The sequence below is a fragment of the Paenibacillus sp. GYB004 genome (assembly GCF_036577605.1).
Classification (GTDB): Bacteria; Bacillota; Bacilli; order Paenibacillales; family NBRC-103111; genus Paenibacillus_AB; species Paenibacillus_AB oceani.
In genome coordinates this window covers 352490-372409 of sequence record NZ_JARBDB010000002.1, presented here as the reverse complement: position 1 = coordinate 372409, position 19920 = coordinate 352490, and the positions used below count along the sequence as shown (strand labels likewise).

Annotated in this window: 14 protein-coding genes; 9 read left to right on the top strand and 5 right to left on the bottom strand. The window is 58.2% G+C overall.

Annotated elements, in window-relative coordinates; translation table 11 throughout:
• Positions 1–111: 111 nt before the first annotated feature.
• The 7 genes from PV433_RS01705 to PV433_RS01675 all read left to right on the top strand — a co-directional run bounded on the left by PV433_RS01705 (position 112) and on the right by PV433_RS01675 (position 12295).
• A complete protein-coding gene (locus PV433_RS01705; RefSeq protein WP_332070463.1) occupies positions 112–1071 on the top strand; it encodes an ABC transporter permease in 960 nt (319 codons plus the stop codon).
• Positions 1065–1970 (top strand): carbohydrate ABC transporter permease, encoded by a 906-nt coding sequence (locus PV433_RS01700; RefSeq protein ID WP_190929384.1) that lies wholly within the window; start codon positions 1065–1067, stop codon positions 1968–1970. The genes PV433_RS01705 and PV433_RS01700 overlap by 7 nt, the downstream gene beginning before the upstream one ends.
• An 18-nt stretch (positions 1971–1988) precedes the next feature.
• On the top strand, positions 1989–6542 hold the full coding sequence (locus PV433_RS01695; RefSeq protein WP_332070462.1) for a X2-like carbohydrate binding domain-containing protein: 4554 nt from the start codon (positions 1989–1991) through the stop codon (positions 6540–6542).
• A gap of 787 nt (positions 6543–7329) precedes the next feature.
• Positions 7330–8931: an amidohydrolase family protein gene (locus PV433_RS01690; RefSeq protein ID WP_332070461.1), complete on the top strand. Its 1602-nt coding sequence runs from the start codon at positions 7330–7332 to the stop codon at positions 8929–8931.
• 287 nt (positions 8932–9218) lie between these two features.
• Positions 9219–10172, top strand: a complete 954-nt coding sequence (locus PV433_RS01685; RefSeq protein WP_332070460.1) for a D-alanyl-D-alanine carboxypeptidase — start codon at positions 9219–9221, stop codon at positions 10170–10172.
• A 30-nt stretch (positions 10173–10202) separates the two neighbouring features.
• Entirely contained in the window at positions 10203–10913 is a 711-nt protein-coding gene (locus tag PV433_RS01680; protein WP_332070459.1) for an ABC transporter ATP-binding protein, read from the top strand.
• Positions 10910–12295: an ABC transporter permease gene (locus PV433_RS01675; RefSeq protein ID WP_332070458.1), complete on the top strand. Its 1386-nt coding sequence runs from the start codon at positions 10910–10912 to the stop codon at positions 12293–12295. Before PV433_RS01680 ends, PV433_RS01675 begins: the two co-directional genes overlap by 4 nt.
• 188 nt (positions 12296–12483) lie before the next feature.
• Here the strand turns inward: PV433_RS01675 and PV433_RS01670 are convergent, their stop codons facing one another.
• From PV433_RS01670 to PV433_RS01650, 5 genes are all read right to left on the bottom strand, one after another.
• Positions 12484–13650, bottom strand: coding sequence for a YheC/YheD family endospore coat-associated protein (locus tag PV433_RS01670; RefSeq protein ID WP_332070457.1), 1167 nt, complete (start codon positions 13648–13650; stop codon positions 12484–12486).
• Positions 13651–13741: 91 nt separating this feature from the next.
• Positions 13742–14896 (bottom strand): YheC/YheD family endospore coat-associated protein, encoded by a 1155-nt coding sequence (locus PV433_RS01665; RefSeq protein WP_332070456.1) that lies wholly within the window; start codon positions 14894–14896, stop codon positions 13742–13744.
• Positions 14897–16267 carry a YheC/YheD family endospore coat-associated protein gene (locus PV433_RS01660; RefSeq protein WP_332070455.1) on the bottom strand — a complete coding sequence of 457 codons (1371 nt, stop codon included), beginning with the start codon at positions 16265–16267 and terminating at the stop codon, positions 14897–14899. It abuts the gene before it with no gap.
• Between the two features lie 124 nt (positions 16268–16391).
• Positions 16392–17534 (bottom strand): YheC/YheD family endospore coat-associated protein, encoded by a 1143-nt coding sequence (locus PV433_RS01655; protein ID WP_332070454.1) that lies wholly within the window; start codon positions 17532–17534, stop codon positions 16392–16394.
• Between the two features lie 14 nt (positions 17535–17548).
• A complete protein-coding gene (locus PV433_RS01650; RefSeq protein ID WP_332070453.1) occupies positions 17549–18919 on the bottom strand; it encodes a YheC/YheD family endospore coat-associated protein in 1371 nt (456 codons plus the stop codon).
• A gap of 295 nt (positions 18920–19214) precedes the next feature.
• Here PV433_RS01650 and PV433_RS01645 point away from each other — a divergent pair, with 295 nt between their 5' ends.
• Both PV433_RS01645 and PV433_RS01640 read left to right on the top strand, forming a co-directional pair.
• Entirely contained in the window at positions 19215–19421 is a 207-nt protein-coding gene (locus PV433_RS01645; RefSeq protein ID WP_332070452.1) for a cytochrome c oxidase subunit 2A, read from the top strand.
• 22 nt (positions 19422–19443) lie between these two features.
• Complete coding sequence (locus PV433_RS01640; protein ID WP_332070451.1) at positions 19444–19914, top strand: cytochrome c oxidase subunit II; 471 nt, start codon at positions 19444–19446, stop codon at positions 19912–19914.
• Positions 19915–19920 lie beyond the last annotated feature (6 nt).

The following is a 19920-nucleotide window of genomic DNA, read 5'->3' as shown; positions in this document are numbered from 1 at the left end:
ATGGATAAGCTCTGTAATTGTACTGGACGGCTAACGACACAATCGAGCATTCGTCCTGCCTTTTCGGGCAGGGCGGGTGCATCCGACGGTGCGACGGGAAAGGAGCGGCCGATGGACCGCCAGACAACAATCAAGACGAGCTTCTCCCCGGCGAACGCGGAAAGACGCCGGCAGCTGTGGAGAAGCATCGCGCGCAGCCGCTGGTTTTATGTGATGATGCTGCCGGGAGTGCTGTATTATGTTTTATTTTGTTATTTGCCGATGGCCGGTCTGCTCGTCGCTTTTAAAGACTACAACCTGTTTAAGGGGATCTGGGACAGCCCGTGGGCCGGCTTCGACCATTTTCGGACGGTGTTCCACTCGCCCGATTTTCCGGTTATTTTCCGGAACACGCTGGTGATCAGCTTTTACCGGATATTGTTTAATATGATTCCGGATGTGGCGCTGGCGATTATGTTTAACGAGATCCGGATCGTCTGGTTTAAACGGCTGGTGCAGACGATTACGTATGGGCCGCACTTTTTATCATGGGTCATCGTATACGGGCTCGTATTCGCTTTTTTTGCCCCAGGGTCCGGGCTAGTCACGACTTTTATCCGCGATACGTGGGGGTTCAGCCCGAATGTGCTGACCGAGCCCGGACTCTTCCGTCCGCTGCTGCTCGTAAGCGATCTGTGGAAAAACACCGGCTTCGGCGCAATTATTTATTTGGCGGCGATGGCCAGCATCAACCCGGAGCTGTACGAGGCGGCGGAAGCGGACGGGGCGGGGCGCTGGCGCAAATTGTGGCATATTACGCTGCCCGGCATTCGCTCCGTCTTCGTGCTGCTGCTCATCCTCAGACTCGGTCATATTCTCGACGCCGGCTTCGAGCAGGTGTACATCTTCCTCAATTCCCGCGTCTACCAGGTCGGAGATATTATCGATACGTGGGTGTTCCGGCGGGGATTGGAGCAGCTCGATTACAGCGTGGCCGCCGCTACCGGCTTTTTCAAATCGGTGATCGGTCTGGTGCTCGTGCTGGGAGCGAACAAGCTGGCCAAAAAGCTGGGAGGTGACGGAATATGGTAACCAAGCCGGGGACGGTGGCGATCCGGAAATCGAAAAGCGACAGAATCGTCGACGCCGTTATGTACGGGTTCCTCACCTTGTTCGCGCTGAGCACGTTATTTCCGCTGTATTACGTCGTCGTCATGTCGATTACGCCGTATACGGAGGTGATGCGAAGCGGCGGCTTCGTCCTGCTTCCGCAGCAGGTGACGTTTGATGCATACAAGGAAATCTTCACGAGCGGACGCATCCCGCAGGCATTGAAAATTACGGTGACGGTGACGGTAGTCGGAACGTTTCTCAACCTGCTCGTTACTTCGCTGCTCGCCTACGCGCTGTCGAAAAAGACGGTGCCTGGGCGCAGCGGCCTGCTGCTCGGCATCGTGTTCACGATGCTGTTCAGCGGGGGGATGATCCCGACCTATCTGGTCGTCCGGTCGCTCGGACTCGTCGATACGATATGGGCGCTTATTCTTCCGGGGCTCGTGTCGACATTTAATCTGCTGATCATGAAGACGTATTTCGAAGGGCTGCCGCACGAGCTGGAGGAGGCGGCCAAGGTAGACGGCTGCGGCGACTGGCGGACGCTGCTGCGCATCGTGCTGCCGCTGTCGACGCCGATCTTCGCCACGATGGGGCTGTTCTACGGCGTCGGCCATTGGAACGCTTATTTTGCCGGCATTATGTATTTGAACGATAAGAGGCTGTACCCACTGCAGGTCGTGCTGCAAAACATGATTCGTTCCCCGGACGTCAGTCAGGAGCTCGAAATCCGCAACCCGATGCTGGTCGCCCAGCTTCCTCCCGAGACTGTCAAGATGGCGACTGTTGTGGTGGCGATCGTGCCGATCCTGCTCGTCTACCCGTTCCTGCAAAAGTACTTTATTAAAGGCATGCTGATCGGCGCGGTCAAAGGTTAACAATCGGGAGGGATTCTCTTGACGGAGCGGAAAGATCGGAAGGATCGGAACAGCGAATATCGGAAAGGCGTTCTCCGCAGGCTGCACCAAATCGGCACATGGCGGGGGCGCGGCGGGGCCAGCGGGATACTGCGCGAATCAAGGCGATCGGGCCGGGGCCTGGCTGCGGTTACACGGACGGCGATTGCGGCATTGCTGGTCGTGTGCATGGTATTGGAGATCCTGGCGGTTAGCGGCCCTGTGGCGGCAGCGGAGCCGGTTAATCTGGTGAAAAATGCAGGCTTCGAAATCGGCGCCGCCGCGCCGGACGATTGGTCGCGCGGCGCGGCCGGCACGTGGGAATGGGACGCGGCGGTCAGCCATACCGGCTCGCGGTCGGCCAAGCTGATCACGCAGGGCAGCACGGAGATTGCCTTCTTCTCCCAATCGTACATTCCGGTTCAGCCGGGCAAGCTGTACGAATTCAGCAGCTACTTCAAGCCGCAAAACATAACCGGACGCGCCTTCATCCTGCTGGCCTGGTATTCGGCTCCGAACGCCGCAGGGTTTCTATCGCAGAAAGTTCTCGATGTGGACCGCTCCGCAGCCGGCTGGTCGCGGGCGGCGATGCAGGAAACCGCTCCGGCTGGCGCCCAGTATGCCCACGTGGCCGTACATATGAGGGGCGGAGCCGGGACGATCTGGTACGACGACGTTTCCTTGACCCGGGTGATCCGCAACTCTGTCGTCGAGCCGACCGCCGCCCAGTTCGATAAAAACGCGGCACGGCAGCAAGATATTCCGCTCCGGGTGACGGCGAACGGCAACAGCTTGCTGCAGATCCGCAATGGCGGCTACGTTTTGCAGCCGGGAGGGGATTACACAGCGACAACGGGCGAGATCGTCCTGAAGAAGGAATATTTGGCCGGGCAGCCGGCTGGAACCGCGATTTTGACGTTTGTGTTCGATGAAGGGGAGGAACGTCAAGTGGAACTGAACGTTACCGATTCGACCGGCTTGAGCGTACCGTCGCTGATGTATTACAAGCAAGCGTCCGCTCCGCAGCCTTTAACCGTCACAGTGTCCGCTTATGCAGGCACGCTGGGCGGGCTGCGGATCGGAGGCTCTCCGCTTCCGGAGGGAGAGGCGTATACGGTGTCCGGCCTGGATGTGACGTTTCGGGAGCCGTACTTGAACTCTTTGCCGCCGCAAACCTACATCGTCCATTTTGATTTCGCAGGCGGCGCGGCTTCGTCGATTACGATCGATATCAAGGCAATCACAAGCAGCAAAACGCGCAGCACGATCTATACGCCCGCCAAAGTGCAAGCGGCCCGAAGCAACGTGCTCGCTTACGGCTGGGCAAGTCAGTCGCGCAATGCCGCGGTGACGCGAGCGGAGGCGTACTTCCAGTCGGACGGTTTTGCGCAAGATGGCTACGACTTTTTCTGGAAGGCGGTCCCGCCGCAGACGCTCCGGCGCAGCTACGCCGTTAACGAGACGATGGGCAGTCCCGTTACCGGACGCGACATCGACCGGTTCGGCGCTTATCCATATCAGGGAGATCCGATCAACGAGCCTTGGAAGATCGTCGATCCGAGCAGCGGCTACAAATTCCCGACGAACGATTTCGGCGCCTACTACGAGAGCGGTCTGGACGGCAAAGGGATATTCCGGCCGGAGCTTGCCGACCGCAGCCTGCTTGTGAATACGCTGTATCCGGAGAAGGGACCCGGCTGGGGCGTCGACGACGGCTTCGGCTGGGTGGACGGCAGCGGCAACCGGTATCCGTTCATCGCTTATTACGCTCACCGGTTCGTCTGGTACGGGGAGAGAAACGCCTTTCTCGTCGATGCGCTGAAATCGATGAGAGACGCTTACTTGTATACGGGAGACGCGAAATATGCGCGGGCCGGCCTCGTGATGCTCGACCGGATCGCCGACGTCTACCCGGAGCTCGATACGTCCGTCTACAAAGCGCCTTATCTCCATAACGGCGCGGAAGGCAAAGGCAAGGCGGTAGGGGCGATCTGGGAAACGTTTTTGATCAAGGAGCTGCTGAGCGCTTACGACGCGTTTTTCCCGGAACGCGAGGATGCTCTGCTGATTGCGTTTTTGCATCAAAAGGCGGGCGAGCTCGGACTGGACAATCCGAAAATAAACGGAGCGGCGATCTCGCGTAATATTGAGGACCGGATCGTCAGCCAAGTGTACCCGGCGATCCGAAACGGCGATATTCTCGGCAATACCGGCATGCACCAGAGCGCGCTGGCGATGGCGGCGGTCGTGTACGATACGCTGCCGCAGACGAAGGAATGGCTGGACTTTACGTTCCAGGCGGGCGGCGCGCTGTACAATCCGGCCCGCGTCACGGGCGGCAACGTGCTTCCTTCGCTCGTGAATAGGGTCGACCGGGACGGTCATCCGGACGAAGCTTCTCCGGAATACAACTCGTACTGGCTGAACCAGTTCCGCACGACGGCGGATATTTTGCAGGGCTACGATCTATACCCGGGGGCGGATTTGTACGGCAATTTGAAATTGAAAACGCTGTTCAGCGGTTTGTCCCCGCTTGTCTTAAGCGACAACTATATGCCGACGATCGGCGATTCGGGCAGGACGGGCAATCCGGCCGTATGGCTCAGTCTCGACCATTACGTCAAAGCGTTCCAGACGTTCGGCGATCCCGGATTCGCCCAGATGGCTTATTTCCTCAACGGCAACAGCACCGCCGGCATTCACGGGGACATTTTCTCGTCCGATCCGGAGGGCGTCGCCGCACAGATCGGTTCCGTTATCGCCGCGCACGGACCGCTGAAGCAGGAGAGCGCGAATTTGACCGGCTACGGCTTTACGGCGCTTCGCGACGGTACGGCGTCGGAAGAGACGCTGCGCGATTTGTGGATGTATTACGGGCGGACGATTTACCACGGGCACCGGGATGCGCTGAATATCGGTCTGCACGCTTTCGGGCTGGATTTGTCGCCGGATCTCGGTTACCCGGAATTTACGGACAGCCGGGACATGCACCGGTTCCATTTCGTCCGCAATACGGTGAGCCATAATACGGTCGTCGTGGACCGCTCGCAGCAGCAGCCCCAATGGGTGTCGACGCCGCTTCATTTCGACGATGGGGAGCGTGTCAAACTGATCGATGTGGAGGCAGACGATGTCTATCCGCAGACGACGACGTACCGGCGGACGACGGCGACGATCCGGGTGGATGACGCGAACTCGTACATCGTCGATCTGTTCCGGGTGAAGGGCGGCAGCGAGCATCATTTCAGCTTTCACGGGGCGGAAGGCGGCGTTACGACAGACGGATTGAATCTGACGGCACAGCCGGCCGGCACGTATGCGGGACCGAACGTCGAGTACGGCCAGCGGGTGGACAGCGTGGAAGGTACCGGGTATATGGGCAGCGGCTTCCATTACTTGAAGCGGGTCGAGCGGGACGATTCGCCGGCGAACGCATTCAGCGTCGACTGGGGCGTCGAAGATACCTGGAACGTATACGGGTTAGGGATGGGAGCACCGACCGATGTGCGCCTCCGGCTGACGATGATGGGCACGTTCGACGAGGTTGCGCTGGCGGACGGCATCCCGCCGCAGAACAAGCCGGGTAATCCCGAGAGCTTGCGTTACGTCCTTGCCAGCCGCGCCGGCACCGATCTGGACTCCTTGTTCGCCTCCGTTATCGAGCCTTACCGGGGCAGCCGGCACATCCAATCGATAGCTCCGGTTCAGGTAAAGGCGGGCGCGGCTGTCGTCACCGGCTCGGAGGCCGCTGCGATCAAGGTGGTGCTTGCCGACGGCCGAACCGACTATATCGTGAACGCTCTGAACCCGGACATCGTCTACACAGTCGACGACAAGCTGACGTTCCAGGGGTTTTTCGGGGTAGTCTCGGAGCGCGGCGGCCAGCCGGAATACGGCTATTTGCATGACGGAACCGTATTGCAGGCTAACGGTCAATCGCTGATCGCCACTTCCCTGGCCGCTGTGGAAGGCAGCATTGCCGGATTTACGAAGCAGCTTGTTTGGGAGAATGAGATCGTCGTCGCGGCAGACGCACCTTTGTCGCCGGGCGTGCTTCCGGAGCGGGCGCATATCTATGTAGAGAACGACGGAACGCGGAACGCCGCGTATGAGATCAAGTCGGTGCAGGAGCGTGCAGGAGGCGGCTATGCGCTTTCGATCGGCGACAAAACGCTGATCCGCCAATATGCGAACGATGCGGATATGGCTGCGGGGTATGCGTACGATATCGCGGAAGGGGCGGCTTTCCGGATTCCGCTGACGGCAACCTGGGAATCGGCGGCGCTTCTCTTGGAGGAGTTGCGCGGGCGGATCGAGGGGGAAGCGTCTTCGGGACGGATGTCGGCTGTGTTATCCGGCCAGCTCCTGTACCGGCTGAGTATAATCGGGCTGTTGGCCGGGCAAGGCCAGCAGGCGACGGCAGCCGACTACATGCGGGATATGCTGGCGTATATCGGCGCTCCGTCGGTGCTCCAGCAAGGGCTTCTGACAGAGGCCGCTCTTGCGGCGATCGGCGCGGATGCCGGAGCCATCCTGGCGAAGTGGGGAAGCTGAGCTGTGTAGGGCGACAGGGGGGCGAGCGTTTAGCGTTAGGAGCCTTATTGGGTGTGAGGTTCGCAGTGGCAGATGTCCCAGAACATTGCGCAAGAAGTGCCGGAAGATCATCATCGACCTTCGTTTAGGGTGTCTCGCAGTTGCAGATGCCCCAAAACATCGCGTAAGGAGTGCCGGAAGATCATCATCGAGTTTCATTTAGGGTGGTCAGATGCCGGTTTCTCGTGCAATGCAGGATTTTAGAGTGAGTGAGCCTGAGCCTGAGCCTGACCCTGAGCTTTGGCGGTACGCTGATCCATTTCAAGATGTGGTATCGTCGTTCTGACCGTACCGGATGTTAAGCACCCGGCAGTTTCGCCCGTATGTTGCTGGATCTTCTCGGTTACCGGAAGTTTAACTTCCGCTAATCTGTGAAATGAGTCGTTCGGACCCGAATACCGGAAGAAACGTTTCCTCTATTTCGCTGAAAATCAACGTTTAGGCGCGGTTTTGCTGAAATAGCGGAAACGAAATTTCCGGTAAGTACAGGGTTAGGCGTATCAGGTTGCGTTAGCGGAAGTTTTATTTCCGGAACTGGGCACAAGCGCGCGGGGAGACCCTGTAGTCAGGAATGGCATGTGGATTATATGGGGGAAGAGGGACTCACGGCCCAAACGGCTGGAATATCGCCCTGAAAGCCTCTTTACATGTATGGAAATGAATGTCCCGAGATAACCCATACAGGATAAACGATAACCATCAAATACCCGGAATAACCGGACCAACCCATCGGAAGGCGGAGAAAACGATGACTGGAGAACAGCAGCAATTGCACTATTTCGATTGCAATGCCAATGTCGGAAAAATCGGCTACAAGCACCGGCTGCAAATGTGGCGCACGGAAGATTTGCTGGCGGAGATGGAGCGGTGCGGAATCGCCGGGGCGCTCGTCTACCATGGGATGGCCAAATCGCATTCGCCGGTATACGGCAACCGGCTGCTCCCGGAAGAGCTTGCCAAAAGTCCGCGGCTGTTCGGCTGTCTGGCGGCGATGCCCGACCATTTGGGCGACTTTCCGGCGCCCGCGGCATTTCTGGAGGAGTTGCGGCAGAGCGGGATGCGCGCCGTCAAGCTGTTTCCGAAGAGCCACCACTACGATCCGGACCGGAGGACGATCGGCAAGCTGCTCAGTATGCTGGAGCAGGAGCGGATTCCGCTTCTGGTCGATGCAGCGGAAGTCTCTTTATCCGCTGTTGCCGGCATTGCCGGAAGTCACCCCGATCTGGCCGTCGTGCTGCAGGGGATGAGCTGGAGCCAGGAACGCCGGCTGTTCCCGATGCTCGATGAACATCCGAACGTACGGATCGAGTTCTCGGCATTGCAAAGCAATGCAATTATCGAGACCGCCTACGAGCGATTAGGCGCCGAGCGGCTGCTGTTCGGCAGCGGTATGCCGTTCAAAAGCCCAGGCGCAGCGCGTGCGCTGATCGATTACGCGCGGATTCCGGAAGAGGCGAAGCGGCTTATCGCAGGCGGCAATCTGGCAAAGCTGCTCGGCGCGTCTCCTCCCGAAGCGGCGCTGCCGGAGCAGGACGAAGTCACGTCGAACGCTTGCCGGGGACTGCCGATCACCATCCCGGTGTACGACTCCCATACCCATTTGATCGAGGACGGCGGCGGTACGGGCAGCGGTTTTCCGATGCTGCAAGGGGACATCGACGCGATGATCGCACTGTACCGCCAGATCGGCATCCGGAAAATGTCGATCGCTCCGTGGGCCGGCATCAACGGCGGAGATTCGGAGGCGGGTAACCGGATCGCCGAGCTGGCTATAGGCAAATATCCCGAGGAGGTCGAGGGGTATGCCGTGATCGACCCGAACTATGTGGAGGACGTCGAAGCGGAGGCGCGGAGATGGCATCTCGAGAAACGGTTCAAAGGAATGAAGCCATACTTTTACTTGTCGCATATTCCTTACACCGACCCGGCATTTGCGCCGTGGTGGCAGCTGGGCAACGAACGCAAGCTGTACGCCCTCGTCGATCCGGCGGGCCAAAACGACGCGGAGTACGTCGGACAGATCGAGGAACTGGCGAGTCGTTATCCGGAGGTAGCGATCTTTATGGACCACGGGGCGAGGAGCTTCGAGATTGCCGAGCTGTACGCGAAAACGGCGAAGGCGCACAAAAACGTCTATCTCCAGCTTACGTACACGTCCGTTACGCTTGGCGCGATCGAATATTTGGTTCGCGAGACCGGCGCGGACAAGGTGCTGTTCGGCACCGATTCCCCGATGCGCGACCCCCGGCCCCAGGTCGGCTGGCTAGCGTATGCCAACTTGCCGATCGAGGATAAAAAAGCGCTGTTCGGCGGCAATATGAAACGTTTGTGGGACCGCTGCCTCGTGTAGCTTATAGCTAAAGTACGTGCATACCGCCGCGTCGGCCGTATGCACACCAGACCGTCAGGGAAATGCTCCCTGGCGGTTTTTTTGCGGTTAAATGATCAGAATGTTCGAGTTCGAAAAAACGTTAACGTATGACTTCATTTAGAGCGGCAGGAGTGGCAAATGGGTGACCACCCCTTCCCATAACGATCTGAAGAGAAAGTTAAGGAATATTTAAACCTTTCTTCGTTTTCGATTAAACATTGTCCGTTACACTGGGTAACGATCAAAGCGGGAGAGGAAGCTGAAGAATGAAACGTTTAACGGTTGCCGCGCTCGGCATCGCACTGCTAATTCTGGTAGCCGGCAACACGTTCGGCGAGGAATACATGTCCAAGGCTAAACGATGGATGGACCGCACGATCGGCGGCGGCGGAGCGATCCTCGCTAGTGATGGCATTCAGGCCAGCCATGCCCTTGTCATAGATGCGGCAAACGGCAAGACACTCTATTCCAAAAACGAGCGGGAACAGGCGTATCCGGCAAGCACGACGAAAATCTTAACCGGTCTGCTCGCTCTGGAGCTGGGCAAGCCCGATGAACTGGTTACGGTCGGGGAGGAGGTCGCTCCCGAAGACCCGGAGGAGAGCCGGGCAGGGCTTCGACCGGGCCAGCGGCTGAAGCTGTTCGATCTGGTGGAGGCGGCGCTGCTGCCGTCCGGCAACGACGCGGCGCGATCGGTTGCGGTGTACATCGGCCGGAAAGCGGCAGGCAATCCGAAGCTGGGCATCCGCGAAGCGCAGCTTGAATTCGTCAAGCTGATGAACAAGCGGGCCAAGAAAGCGGGCGCCACTCATTCGAACTTCGTCAACGCTACCGGCCTGCACGACCGCAAACATTATTCCACGGCGCAAGATTTGGCGCTGATCGCCAAAGAAGCGATGAACAACAAGCTGTTCCGGCAGGCGGTTCAGCCGGCCAGCTATACGGCTGCGGTGCAGACGTCCGCGAATCCGTCCGCGAAGCTGCAGCTGACGAATACGAATCTGCTGCTTCAGCCGGGGGGAGCCAATTATTTGAAAGAAGCTACCGGCATCAAAACCGGGTTTACCGACCAGGCGGGGTATTGTCTCGTGTCCTCCGCTTCCAGGGACGGGAAGCAGGTGATCGTAGTCGTGCTGCAATCGACGAACAAAGACGTGTACCCGGACGCCAGGAAGCTGCTCCAGCAAGGACTGGAGAAAGCAAGCCGACCGGCCAAATAAAGAGAAAGCAACAGGAGGAGAGGCAGAGCTATGATCGAAGTGAACGGCGTAAGCCATCAGTTCCGCATCGGCAAAAGAGGCAGCGAGCGTATCGTTCCGGTCCTTCATCAAATCGATATGCGGGTAGGAGAAGGGGAGATTGTGACGATCGTCGGCCGAAGCGGCTCAGGCAAATCGACGCTGCTCAACCTGATCAGCGGTTATATCCGCCCCACGACCGGCGAGATCCGGATCGCCGGACAAGAGGTGACGCGGCTCAGCGAAGGGCAGTGGGCGGATTTCCGGCTTGCCCAATTCGGATTTGTGTTCCAGAGCTTTCAACTGATTCCGAGCATGACCGCATACGAGAATGTGGAGCTGCCGCTTATTCTGAAGGGGGCGAGCGAGAACGAACGGAGACGAAAGACGAAAGCGATGCTGGAACGCGTCGGACTCGAATCGTTCGGCACCCATTATCCGGGGGAGCTGTCAGGCGGTCAGCAGCAGCGGGTCGGCATCGCGCGGGCGCTGATCGCGAATCCTCCGATCCTGCTCGCAGACGAGCCTACCGGCAGTCTGGATTCGGACAACGAACGGTCGCTGCTGGAGCTGATCCGCGAATTGAACCGGGACGAAGGCAAGACGTTTCTGATCATTACGCACGACGATCAGGTGGCTTCGATCGGACACCGCACCTTGACGATTCGCGACGGCCGGCTCGAAAGAGCGCCGCTGCAGGCGACGGGAGGTGGATGGCTGTGAAGTGGAAGGACAGGTTCCGGTTTGTCCGGCAAAATATGAAGAAAAACCGGTCGCGGGTATTTATGACGGTACTCGCGACGGCGATCGGCTGCTCCTTCCTGATCGTGCTCGCTTCCGTCGGCTTCGGCCTGCAAAAGTCGGTCGTGGCGGATATAACGGAGGGCAGACTGCTGACGCAAATTATGGTGCACGGCGTGAAGGAATCCGAGAAATCGTTCCGGCAGATCGGCGATAACGAGATCGGGTTTATGGAATCGCAGGACCATGTCAAGGCGGTGACGAGACGATATGGGGTCCAGCAGTCGGCCGAATTCCGGATCGGCGAGCTTCAAGGTCTCGGACAGGCGGTCGTCGTCGATATGCCGTCCGAGGCGAAGGCCGGCTTCGAGCTGGCGGAAGGGCGGATGCCCCAGCAGGACTTCGAGATTATCATCGGCTTCAACTTTGCGGAATCGATGCTGACTCCCGAGGAACGGAAGCAGATGGAGGAGCAGCGGCAAGATAACGCGGATGCGGAAGAGCCGGCTGCGGGCAAAGGCGAAAAAACCGTATCCGACAAGGCGAAGTCGTTAATCGGGAAAACGATGAATGTACAGGTGGTGCAGCGGTTCGGCGAGGAAACGAAAAGCTTCGCGGTTCCGGTCACGATCGTCGGGATCGGCAAAGCGCCCTCCCGGGAATGGCTCCAGGACCGTTACGTCTACATCCACGAACAGGTCATGAAGCAGATCGAATCGTTCACGCAGACCGCATACGGCGCCATGACATCGAAAAATCCCGAGGACCCAGCTCCTGAATCGCTCGGACAGCCCCGGATATACAACGAAGTCTACGTGTATGCGGACCGCGCGGAGAACGTCAAATCGATCGTCGAGCGGCTTAAGACGGCAAACTATGCGACGTATTCGATCGTCGATCAGCTCGATCAGGTCAACGCGGTGTTCCTCATTATGAAAATCGGCCTCATCCTCGTCGGTACGATCGCCGTATTGATCGCTTCGATCGGCATCTACAACACGATGACGATGGCCGTCACGGAACGTACGCCGGATATCGGGGTGATGAAAGCGATCGGCGCCCACCCGAGGACGATCAAAAGCGTGTTTTTGATCGAAAGCGCCTATATCGGAATTATGGGAGCGGCGATCGGGACGGCGGTCGCGTATGCCGTCAGCTTTGCCGTCAATCTGGCGCTGCCCCAGATCGTCCGCGGCCTGCTGGACAGCAATCCGCCGGAAGGTCTGCGCTTCTCCGACATACCTCCGGCGCTAACGCTGATCTGCGTCGCGATCAGCCTGCTCGTCGCCATTCTGTCAGGCGTCCGCCCCGCTGTCCGGGCGACGCGGGTCGATGTGCTGAAGGCGCTGAGGCGCGATATTTAAAACGCCGGCGTGCCGGAACGGGACTGTCTCCAAAGTCGCTTGGCGATTTTTCGAACCTCGCCTCGAACCGATGTCCCTCAAGAAAAGGACCTCAGCCTCCACCTGTTGCAGTGTGGAAGTTGAGGTCTTTTCGTTTGAAAATGGGGACATCCCCGTTTTTATTGCAGACGCGGCGGTGCCTGACGGATTTATTTGCGTCCTGGTACCGGACCGGAGCGGGCGGAAGTACGCCGCCGCTTTCTCCGCAACGAAGCGGACGAAACCGGGTCCTGCTTATGCAGCCATAGTGCAAATTCGAGCGGGCGGGAGATCGCTTTCTCGTACGTTTCCTTTTCCCCGATCCGGGCGAACACCTCGCGTGCCGGCTTCGGATTGAGCTCGAGCACCCACGGATGGCCGCTCGGATCGATCGCGATATCGATGCCAAGCTCGCACAGCCGGCCGAAGTGGCCTTCCACTGATTTGGCGATCTCCTCGCCGAGCTCGTAGACGCTGCTGCGGATCGACTCGATCTTCTCCTCCGAATGCATCCTCCGCCGCAGCAGCTCCGTCATCGAGATGGCCTGGCCTCCGCCGTGCAAGTTGGAGGTAATGCTTTTGCGCGGACCGATCCGCCCGGCACAGCCGGTTACTTCCCATTCCCCGCTGCCGTTTTTTTGGATGAGCAGCCGGAAATCATGGACGCGGCCGTCCGGCAGCCGGCTTTGGATGCCTTGCTGGATCAAGTAACGGCCGGCTACATTCCATGAAGCGAGCTGGCCGGGCAGCTGCTTCTCGGTAAGCAGCTTAGGCGCCACGATGCGGCGGTTCTGGTCCCGGCCCTGCACGTAGAACTGGCCGTTCGGCTGACGGGATATCCGGAGAATTCCCCGTCCCCCTGTTCCGTTAATCGGTTTCAGGTAAATATGCCGGTGGTTGCGTATGAATTCGGTCAAGTCGCGGTGATCGGCATATTGCTTCGTGGCCGGCAGATGCGGACGGATCCGGCTGGATTTGGCCAAAAATTGATGCATTCCCCACTTGTTCAAGATGGGGCGGTTCAAATAAATAAGCTGGCTGTAAGTAGCCCGGAAGCGGCGGAACTGGCGGAACCGCTCCGTCGGCTGGTACCGGCACCGGTCGTAAATCAGCTGGGGAAACGAGGTCCAGCTGCGCGTCCACTTGCCGGCCGCCGGTTCGAAATGGTGGGCATAGATGCGGTGCTGCTTCGAATCCACATCCTGCGGGGTAAAGACGAAAGCCCGGATGCCCAGCTTTTTGGCCTGTACGATCAGCTTGCGGAAGTAGCTTCGCTCTTCCAGATTCGCCCGATCGCTCAAATATAACGTCATAATGCCGAGTGACGGTTCTGACAAGACGGTTCACCCACTTTGCGAATGTACGGAAGCGGACCTAACCGCCGTTTCTGCGTGCCGGTTGTCCGCTCACCGTAAAGCAGTGTCCGATTTAATTGGATTGGGCGGCGGGGTAACCCCCGCCTGCGCTCGACTTGGCCCGGATGAGAAACAAGGAATAATGAACGATCCTCTCCAGCGATTTTTTGCGGATATGGGGTTCGTCGAACTTCATCGGCTTCGAGTTGGCTTCGAAAAACCAGATCCCGCCGTGGATGTCAACCCCCATATCCATCGACATTTCGCCTAGCATATGTCCTGACTTTTTCTCGACCTGACGCGCGATCGCGAGCGCCGCTCTGCGCGTCCGCTGAATAATTTTTTTGGCTCCGTCGATGCCGAACGTGGAGGCGAGCAGCTTCTCCGGGTCGTCGATCGAGCCGCCGCGCGGCACGTGCGTCGTGATGCTCAGCTTGCCGGCGAGGCGGGCGCCGACCCCCGTCACATCCCATTGACCTTTCGCATTTTTTTGAACGAGAAGGCGAAGATCGAACGGCCGCTTCTTATGGCGGGCCAGGGAGATGCCGCGCTGCGCGATGTATTCCTCCTGTCCGATCTCCTCTTTCATTTTCGCCCACAGCTGCGACATCTTCGGATATTTGTATACGACGCTGCCTTTTGTATCTTGTACGCTCAAGCAGTATTCCAGCTTCCGGCCCAGGCGGTCGCTCATGCGATCCGCCTTCATAATGCCTTTGCCCGCCTTGCCGCCGATCGGCTTTAAGTAAACCGAGGAGTGAAGCTTAAACAAACTGTCGAACTCCTGGAGCGTCGTTACTTTTCGGGTGGTCGGAATATATTTCGCCGTTGTTTTTCCTTTGCTCAGCCATTCGAACAACGACCATTTGTTAAAAAAAGCGGGATTGAACATCCGGATGTGCGGATGCCGGACACAGGCCTGGAGCGTCTGCTGCACCTCGGGCAGCGCTTCGTCCTGGCGAAGCGGAATCCGGTTATACAGAACATGGGGCAAACCGATCGTTTGCGGAGACCACGTTCCTTTCGCCGAATCGAATACGTATCCGATCATCTTCCGGTGCTTCAGCTTTAAATCTTTGACGGTCACGACGCATACGGACACTCCGAGCTCCGAGCCGGTCCGGATAATGTCGATGAAGTTGTTCCGGTTGCCCCGAAACATTTCCGCCGGATCGTCCATAGTCAAAATGCCGATTAGAGGGCGATGGTGCTGTGCAGAAGATTCCACTTACGCTTCCCTCCTAGCCCGAAACCTGCCCAAATACAAGCTATGCTCAAAAATGAGACCGAGAGACGTCTTGCCCTGCGACTTCAAGGAAGGGTGCTTGAAGATGGAACGCCCCGGCTTGGAGTTCGCCTCGAACATCCAGATGCGCTCGTTCTGATCGATCCCGATATCGAATCCGAGCTCGCCGAGCAAGTGGCGGCTGTTTTTCTCGATCGCTTCGGCCAGCTTGATGGCCGTCTGCTTGGCGTTTTGCAGAATCGTATCGGCTTTGCTGCCGAATACGCGGTCCAGCACCTGCTCGGGCGTCATAATTTGCCCGCCGTTTTTGACGTGGGTCGTCACACTCCCTTTCCCGGCCTTTTTGGCGCCGATTCCGGCGACTACCCATTCATTTTGACCGTTTTTATGAAGGTGGAAGCGGAAATCGATCGGGCAGCTGTCGATCTCGATCAACCGGATGCCTTGCTGGACGACATAATTGCGCATTCTGCCGCTCCGCGAGTTCAGCAGGTTCATCAGGCCGCCAAACTGGGCGAACCGGTACAGCACATTTTTGCCGTTGCGGCGGAACCGGGCGAAATAGCCGCGCTTCGGATGATACGTCAGCCGGTAAATGCCGATGCCGAGGCTGCCGCCGGTCGGCTTCAAATAGACGAACCGGTGCTTCTCCAGCATTTCCTTGACCCGTTCGGGCGTCGGATTCAGGTGTGATTCCGGCACATGCTTGAACGCTTCCTTGTCGCCCTCCAGCAAGTTGTACACGTCCCATTTATCGAAGAAGCTCCAGTTAAAGATCGGCGTCCCTCTTCGGACGAACCGTTCCTTGAAGTTTTCGATCGAAAGCGATTTTTCGGCCTTGCGGCTGGACAGCCGGTTGTAGACGACGTCGGGCAGCGGGACCGTCTTGCGGACCCAGCCGTCGCCGGAAGGGAAGTAGGCGGTGACGGTTTCGGCCGCCCAGTTGACCCCGGATGGCGTAAACGCGAAAAAAAACGATTTCTGGCTGCCGGGGCCGATGTACTGCTTGAGCAGCGGGGAACGGGTGCCAAACGGTTGCACGATGCTGGCGCTCGATGCGTTCGTCAGGATGCCGACCAGCGGTCCGATCTGAATATCCCGCCCCCCGTGCGAAACCGCCATGCAAGTTCCACTTCGCGGCACGAGGAGCGCGTTTTTGACCGCAACCGGCAAATACAGATGGTTCCCGGTCTTTTTGACGATTTTGATCGGCGCAAGCAGAGACTTGCTTCCCACTTTGAGCGTTACCGGCTTCGTTCCCGTCAGCTGCAGCGACTTCATCAGGGCGGAGCTGACGTACACGGTCTTGTCGGTTCGCGCCGCAAAATGGATTGTACACGTTGTCAAACTCATGAAGTTACCCTCCTAAAAGGTTGCGAGAAGCTTGGGTGGCCATATACCGACAATGGTCGCACCAGGTAAACAGAAGCTGCCGGTTCATAAGCTTCTACATGCAGCGAGTCATTACCGGATGGCGTTATAGGGACGGATCATGACGTTTGCCGGGATTATCGATCAGAAATTTGGCGTACAGGATCGGATTGCGGATCGAGTCGAGTCTCACCTTCTTGTCGGTTAATACGGCGAAGGAGGACCGGCCCGGCTTCGAATTGGCTTCCAGAATCCAGACGTGCCCGGCGGTGTCGACGCCAATATCGACGCCGAGCTCCACGAGACGGCCGTGATACTGCTCGAGCACGTAGGGGACGCGCAGCGCCAGCTCGCGGACGGACGACTCGATCGTCTCGGCGGCCGGCCGGCCGTATTGCTGGCGCAGGAAAGGCAATGCCTCCTCGGCATGGCCGCCGCCGTGCAGGTTGGAGGTAACGCTCCCCGGCGCTCCCCGGCGGACCGCGATGCCGGTCAGTTCCCAGCGGCCGGTACGGTTTTTCTGCACGAGCGCCCGGATGTCGAACGCTTCTCCCTCTGTCGTCGTCAGGATCAAGTATTGCTGGATCAAATATTTGCGTCCTCCGGTAAAAGCGGCGATCCAATCCAGCAACCGGCGCTTGGAGCGGAAACCCGAGCGCACCGCTTCGTTGCGGTGGCTGCGTCCGTTCACGGCATAACCGTTCTCCTCCCGGGTCACACGCAGCACCCCTTTGCCCTGGCTGCCCCCGTGCGGCTTCAGAAACAGCTCCCCCTTCTCCTTCAGCCACCGCTCGATATCGGCGGGGCTCTGCAGCAGCTCCGTCTCGGGGATGTAGGGCGAGAGCGCCTCGTCGCGGATCATCATCTGATGAACGCTCCACTTGCCCTTCAGGCCGTAGCCGAGAAACCGCGTGCCGGGCGTCTGCATCAGGCGGCGGATCGGCTCCCGGAATTCGGCGTACAGCTTCGCGTCCGAGTAAAAGCAGCGGTCGTATACCGTCTCCGGGAGCGGGTATAGACGCTTCTCCCAGCGGCTTCCCGAAGCGTTGTAGCGGTAACCGAGCACGCGTCTGCGCTCCCAGTCGATCCGGTGGGGGAAAAAAACAAAAACGGCCAGCCCCAGTTTCTGACCGAGCAATGAGAGTCGGCGGTAATACTGCTTTTCGGAAAACGGCGGATCGCCCGCCGAAGGACAAACCATAATGCCGACCGTATTGCCGGATATTCGCGTCGCTGTCGTTGCTTTCATCGCTATCACCTTCGCTAAAATCCTGCCAAATAACGGGCATATTGGACCGTCATCTTGACGGACGGCCGAATGGCGCCTTCGGAGAGCGGCGTTCCGTCATTTTTCGACGGCTTGGAATTCACTTCGAGCAGCCATACTTTGCCGTGGGAATCCACGGCCAGGTCTACGCCGAGCTCGCCGAAATGTCCCTTGATGTGCGATTCGATCCCTTTGGCGATATCAAGCGCGGCCTTGCGCAGATGAGTGTTAACGGTGCGCTGCTGGGCGGCGCTCAGATTCGTCTTTTGCAAAGCTTCCTTCACCCGGCTGAGCGTCCCGCCTCGGGCCAGATTGGAGACGAAATGATTGCTGCCGGCGATCCGGGCGACCACGGAGGTGACTCCCCACACGCCTTGCGGTCCCCGCTGCACGAGTGCGCGGAAGTCGACCGGTCTTCCTCCCGTTTCGATCAGGTGAAGTCCTTGCTGGATCTGGTAGCGGCGCTGCTTCAGCTTGCCGGATAAGGAGGAGAACAGGGCGTCGATACTCGGGAACGACTGCCGGACCGTGCCGTTCAAGCTCGTAGACTGGCACATGTAAGACTGGCCCGCAAGCCGGCTGATCCGGATGATGCCTTTGCCGAGACTGCCGGTAATCGGCTTGAGGAAGACGATCGGATGACGGGCCGTCATCGATTTGAGCATCTGGTAGTTTTTGAACAAATGGGATTCCGGCAAATATCGGGCCAGCGACGAATCCTTCTTCAGCGCGTCGAAGACGTCGGTTTTGTCCAAGTACGTTTCGTTGAACACGTAATTTCCGTAACGGGATTTGACTTCTTTCATGAAATGCTGCACGCTCGGCATATTTTCCAGCTTGCGCGTCGTCAGCCGGTTGTACACGACGTCCGGGATCGGAAAGCTGGATTTGCGCCATCTGCCGTAATAGGTCCAGCCCTCCAGAGACTGCTGTCCGGAAGAGATGTCGCCGGGAGTAAAAAAGTAAACGAGAGCGCCGTACGTATGGCACGCGTCCACCAGTTCCTTGCAAAACCCCGTGTTCGTTCCGAACGGACGATCCGGAGTACCGCTGTATACCCGGCTCATCAAAACGCCGATCAGCGGACCAAGCGACAACGTTTTGCTGCTCGCCCTATACGAAACGCCGACATGGGCTCCATGGTGAACGCCCAGCCTGCGGGCCAGCGGCTCGCCGATGCGCAGGCCGTCGAGATGAGAGGCGGAGACGACCTTCACCTGCTGCTTGGAAGCGCCGAACTTAAGCGTGACGGTTCCGCTAGTCGGAATTTTGGATAAACGGACTGCGCGATCCCCGAGAACGATCGTCTGATCCTGAAGCATACCGCCCATGTTTTGCACATGGATTGTCATTTTCGTACTGGTCATGGTGTGTCTCCTTTAGAAGAGCCGTCTTGCGGATTTGATTTGCTTCCATAGACTACTCTCATCATATGAGGACATATATCCCTTGGTGAATGGGTGGACGGCGTTTCGCCCCGGCTGGGCTTGTGGAAAGTTTGCGGAGTTTGCACATCGCGGCAAGACGTAACAAATTGTTCACGGCTCCGGGCGGCGGCGAGTGATGCTGGTCACAGTGCGGACTTCCTCCGGGCCGTTACAATAGCAGAGTAAAGCGGGCAACAACAGGCCTTATAAGCGGTAGGAGAGGAGGCGTTCGGATATGGGGCAATCGACTGCTCAGGAGGATCATAACCGGCAAGCCGTTCAGGCACCGCAATCGGCTTCGCAAGCTTCACAGCCGCAGCAGGACCGGCACTCGAAGTCGGAACCGTCATTAAAAGGAACGTTTGCTGCGGTAATGCTGCTCGGCGGATTTATCGCTGTAACGTGGCTGGCCGTGTTCGTGTTGTACTTGGCTCGGAATTAACGGGGGGAAAGAGGGAATTGGCATGCACATGCACCGTTTGGAAAAAATTTGGCTGACGTTCGGGTTTTCCATGCTGGTCGTTTTTTTGCTCGTATTGGGCGTGATGACGTTTTCGATGGGGATGGCACCGCCAAGCAGCCATCATCATTCGATAGACCCGACGATGGTGAACGAGACGGCGCCTTTCGACAAGCCTGTATTAAAGAAAGTAGGCGACAACGAATATGAGGCGATCATGACCGCATTCGCTTACGGTTATGCGCCGGGTACGCTGGAAGTTCCGGCAGGGGCGACGGTGCATTTCACGATTACGAGCCCGGACGTCATTCACGGCTTTGAGATTCCGGGGACGAACGTCAATATGATGGTGCTGCCCGGCGAGGTGAACCATACGACGCATACGTTCAAAAAACCGGGAGAATATCTGATTCTGTGCAACGAGTATTGCGGAATCGGCCATGAAATGATGAAAACGACGCTGGTCGTGAAATAAACAGAT